This window comes from Betaproteobacteria bacterium, assembly GCA_009377585.1.
Lineage (GTDB): Bacteria > Pseudomonadota > Gammaproteobacteria > Burkholderiales > WYBJ01 > WYBJ01.
In genome coordinates, this window is sequence record WHTS01000096.1 from 1 (window position 1) to 3,735 (window position 3,735).

Below are 3,735 nucleotides of genomic sequence, written 5' to 3' on the forward strand. Positions count from 1 at the left end.
TCAGGTGCTCTGCGGCGCCAGCCAGGCGCCGGATTTGCCGCCGCGTTTCTCCATGAGCGCGATGCCTTCGATGCGCATGCCGCGATCGACCGCCTTGCACATGTCGTAGATGGTGAGAAGCGCCACCGCGGTCGCCGTCAGCGCTTCCATCTCCACTCCGGTGCGGCCGATGGTTTCCACCGTCGCGACGCAGTCGACAGCGCTGTGTTCCGCCACGGTTTCGAAAGCGATATCGACCTTGGTCAGGGCGAGCGGATGGCACAGGGGAATCAGCTCCGAGGTGCGTTTGGCCGCCTGGATGCCGGCAATGCGCGCGATGCCGAGCACATCCCCCTTGGCTGCCGTGCCTTGGCGGATCGCGTCCAGCGTGGGAGCGCGCATGAGGATGCGTCCGTGCGCCCTCGCAATGCGGTGCGTCGGGTCCTTTTCCGACACGTCGACCATGCGCGCCGCGCCGGCGGCGTCGAAATGGGTGAATTCCGGCTCGGCCATGCCTTCGCTCTTGCAAAGTGGATGAAATCCACGACGCACCGTACGCTCCCCTCTCCCCCCGGGAGAGGGGCTGGGGGTGAGGGACCGAGCGCCGTGAAAGTCGGGAAAGCTCGGCAGAAAGCTGTAACGAACTGTTTCGGCGTCAGGAACTCGCGAGCGGTCCAATTTATCATAGTAGACGTGCGCCTGCCGCTTCTATTTCTGCTCGCCTTGCTCATGGCCGCGCGTTGCCCCGCGCAGGCTCTGCCCGATCTCGGCGATGCCTCCCAAGCGGTGTTCACCCCTACCACCGAGCGCCGCATGGGCGAGAGCATCATGGAAAAGGTGCGCATGGACCGTTCCTATCGCGACGATCCGGTCGTCACCGATTATCTGAACAGCCTTGGCAACCGGCTGGTCGCGGCCAGTCCGGACTCGCGCCAGAGCTTCGAGTTCTTCCTGCTCGACGACCTCAGCGTCAATGCGTTCGCATTGCCCGGCGGCTTCATCGGCGTACATGCCGGGTTGATCCTCACTGCGGAGGCCGAGTCGGAGCTTGCCGGCGTGCTCGCGCACGAAGTCGCGCACGTGACCCAACGCCATATTGCCCGCATGATCGCAGGGCAGGAGCGCAGCCAGCTGGCGGCTTTGGCGGCACTGGCGGTGGGGCTGCTGGCCGCGCGTTCGAATTCGCAACTCGGCGAGGCGGTCATTGCCGGCTCGCAGGCGGCCGCCATCCAGAACCAGCTCGACTTCTCACGCGACGCCGAGCGCGAGGCCGATCGGGTGGGCGTGCAGATCCTGCAGGAGGCGGGTTTCGACGCAGCCGCGATGCCGCTTTTCATGGAGCGGCTGCAGCGCGCAAGCCGGGTCTATGAGTTCAATGCGGCGCCGGCCTACTTGCGCACCCACCCGGTTACGAGCGAGCGGATCGCCGATCTGCAGAACCGCACCGAGTCGATCGCCTACAAACAGGTTCCGGGCAACGTGGAATTCCAGATCGTGCGCGCCCGGGTGCGCGCGAACTCGACCGATCCCCACCAGGCGGTCAAGTTCTTTGAGCTGGCGCTGAAGGACCGCCGCTTCATCAACGAAGCCGCTACGCGTTACGGGCTTGCGCTCGCCCTGCTGCGTGCCAAGGACTACACGCGTGCGAGTCGCGAGCTGTCCGAGCTCGAACGGCTTCTGCCTCGTTCGCCTGCGGTCTCCGCGCTGCGTGGCCAGCTTTTGATCGCGTCGGGCGATTACGGCGCGGCGATGCAACACTACGCCGCAGCGGTCCAGGCGCATCCCAATTACCGTGCGCTCGTCTACGATCGTGCCGAAGTGCTGGTCCTGAGCGGCGAGCCGGATGTCGCTTTGGGCATGCTGGAAGCCCGCCTGCGCGACCATCCGGACGACACGCGCCTCTACATCCTTCAGTCGCGCGCCTACGCCGCGCAGGGCAAGCGTTTGCTCCAGCACAAGGCGCAGGCGGAAGCCTATGCCCGACAGGGAATGATCGGCGCGGCGGTGGAGCAGCTGCAGATCGCGGCGCGCTCGGGCGATGGGGACTTCTATCAGCTTTCCAGCGTCGAGGCGCGGCTGCGCGAGCTGCGCGCGCAGTTGAAGACCCTGGAAAAGGAACGCCAGGCACAGTGAGGGGAATTTCTTGCGGCCTGGAACCTCGCGGAGCGTCTCTTCCCTCACCCCCAGCCCCTCTCCCAGGGGGAGAGGGGAGCGTCGTGCCGCTCGCTGATGCGGGCAGGTTCCTGGGTCGAGGGGCGGGTCGACGTCGCTCGTCGGCCCACCGAATAGCCGTCCTTCGCTGCGCCATTTCCGGCGCTGGCGCGCGGACCCTTGTGGTATCGTAGCCGCAATCGCATTTTCCTTTGTCATATTTTGATTCCGAGCAAGATCGGCAAGTACGAAATCGTGCGCGAGCTGGGACGCGGCGCGACCAGCGCGGTGTTCGAGGCGGTCGATCCATTTACGAGCCGGCGCGTAGCGATCAAGTGGGTGCTGCCCGAAGCGCTGCGGGATCGCGAATACGGCAAGCGCTATCGCAAGCTCTTCATCACCGAAGCTTCGCTCGCGGGCAAGCTCGCCCATCCGCACATCGCGACCATCTACGACGCGGTGGCCGAGGACGGCGGCAGCTACATCGTAATGGAGTACGTCGACGGCGGCACGCTCGAGCGTTTCGCGCGCGTCGACAGCCTGCTGCCGACAGCGCAAGTGCTCGAGATCGTCTTCAAGTGCTGCAAGGCGCTCGACTATGCGGCCAAGCAGGGCGTGATCCACCGCGACATCAAGCCGGCCAACATCCTGCTCACGAAAGACAACCAGATCAAGATCACCGACTTTGGCGCGGCGCTCACCAACAGCACCCAGACCACGCAGGTGAGCGGCATCGGGTCGCCGGCCTACATGTCGCCGCAGCAGGTGAAGGAGCTTACGCTCACGCATCAGACCGACATCTATTCGCTCGGCGTGGTGCTGTTCCAGCTGCTCACGGGGCGCCTGCCGTTCCAGGCGAGCAACAACTACAGTCTCATCTATCACGTGATCAACTCGGAGCCGCCGCCACCGTCGCGCTATCGGCCCGAGGTGACGCCCGATCTGGACGCGATCGTCGCGCGCGCGATGCACAAGTCGACCGATGCGCGCTATCCGACCTGGGAGGAATTCGCCTTCGACCTGGCGAACGCCTTCGGCAGTCTCTCCAGTCGAGTCGAATCGATTCCCGACAGCGAGAAGTTCAACACCTTGCGCCAGCTCGACTTCTTCCGGCCGTTCAGCGAGGTGGAGCTGTGGGAGGTGCTGCGCATCACCAACTGGCATCGCTATCCCAAGGACACAGTGCTCATCAAGGAGGGCGAGGTCGGTACCTCGTTCTTCGTGCTGGCCGCGGGCGAGGTCAAGGTCACCAAGCAGGACAGGCTTCTGAACGTGCTGCGCACCGGCGCCTGCTTCGGGGAGATGGCGCACCTCACCCGGCAGGAATTCGTGCGCAACGCCAGCGTCGCCGCGCTGTCCCAGATCACCGTGATCGAGATCCGTTCCGAGCGCTTGCAGCAGGCCTCCGAGAACTGCAGACACCAGTTCAACGGCGCCTTTCTCGCCATGCTGGTCGACCGCCTGGCGCTGGCCAATACGCGCTTGAGCCAATTGCTCGCCGAGCGCAACATCAGCACTTCCTGAACGCGGGCTCCGGGCGTCGCGCTCAACTCCCCTCTCCCCCCGGGAGAGGGGCTGGGGGGTGAGCCCGGGAATTCGCGGACC

The 3,735-nt window shown here is 65.2% G+C and carries 3 protein-coding genes; 2 read left to right on the plus strand and 1 reads right to left on the minus strand.

Going from position 1 to position 3,735, the window contains the following annotated elements; all coding sequences use genetic code 11:
* The gene (gene moaC, locus GEV05_23030) at window positions 1–492 is read right to left on the minus strand and encodes a cyclic pyranopterin monophosphate synthase MoaC (GenBank protein ID MPZ46204.1); all 492 of its coding nucleotides are present in this window, start codon (window positions 490–492) and stop codon (window positions 1–3) included.
* A gap of 216 nt (window positions 493–708) precedes the next feature.
* Between moaC and GEV05_23035 the strand changes: the two genes are divergently transcribed.
* Together GEV05_23035 and GEV05_23040 are read left to right on the plus strand one after the other, a co-directional pair.
* The gene (locus tag GEV05_23035) at window positions 709–2,112 is read left to right on the plus strand and encodes a M48 family metalloprotease (protein ID MPZ46205.1); all 1,404 of its coding nucleotides are present in this window, start codon (window positions 709–711) and stop codon (window positions 2,110–2,112) included.
* Between the two features lie 240 nt (window positions 2,113–2,352).
* Window positions 2,353–3,654, plus strand: coding sequence for a protein kinase (locus tag GEV05_23040; protein ID MPZ46206.1), 1,302 nt, complete (start codon window positions 2,353–2,355; stop codon window positions 3,652–3,654).
* Window positions 3,655–3,735: the final 81 nt, after the last annotated feature.

Bases quoted from the DNA above. Each gene is read 5' to 3' on its own strand.
- moaC (MPZ46204.1), bottom strand. From the start codon at position 492: ATGGCCGAGCCGGAATTCACCCATTTCGACGCCGCCGGCGCGGCGCGC.
- GEV05_23035 (MPZ46205.1), top strand. From the start codon at position 709: ATGGCCGCGCGTTGCCCCGCGCAGGCTCTGCCCGATCTCGGCGATGCC.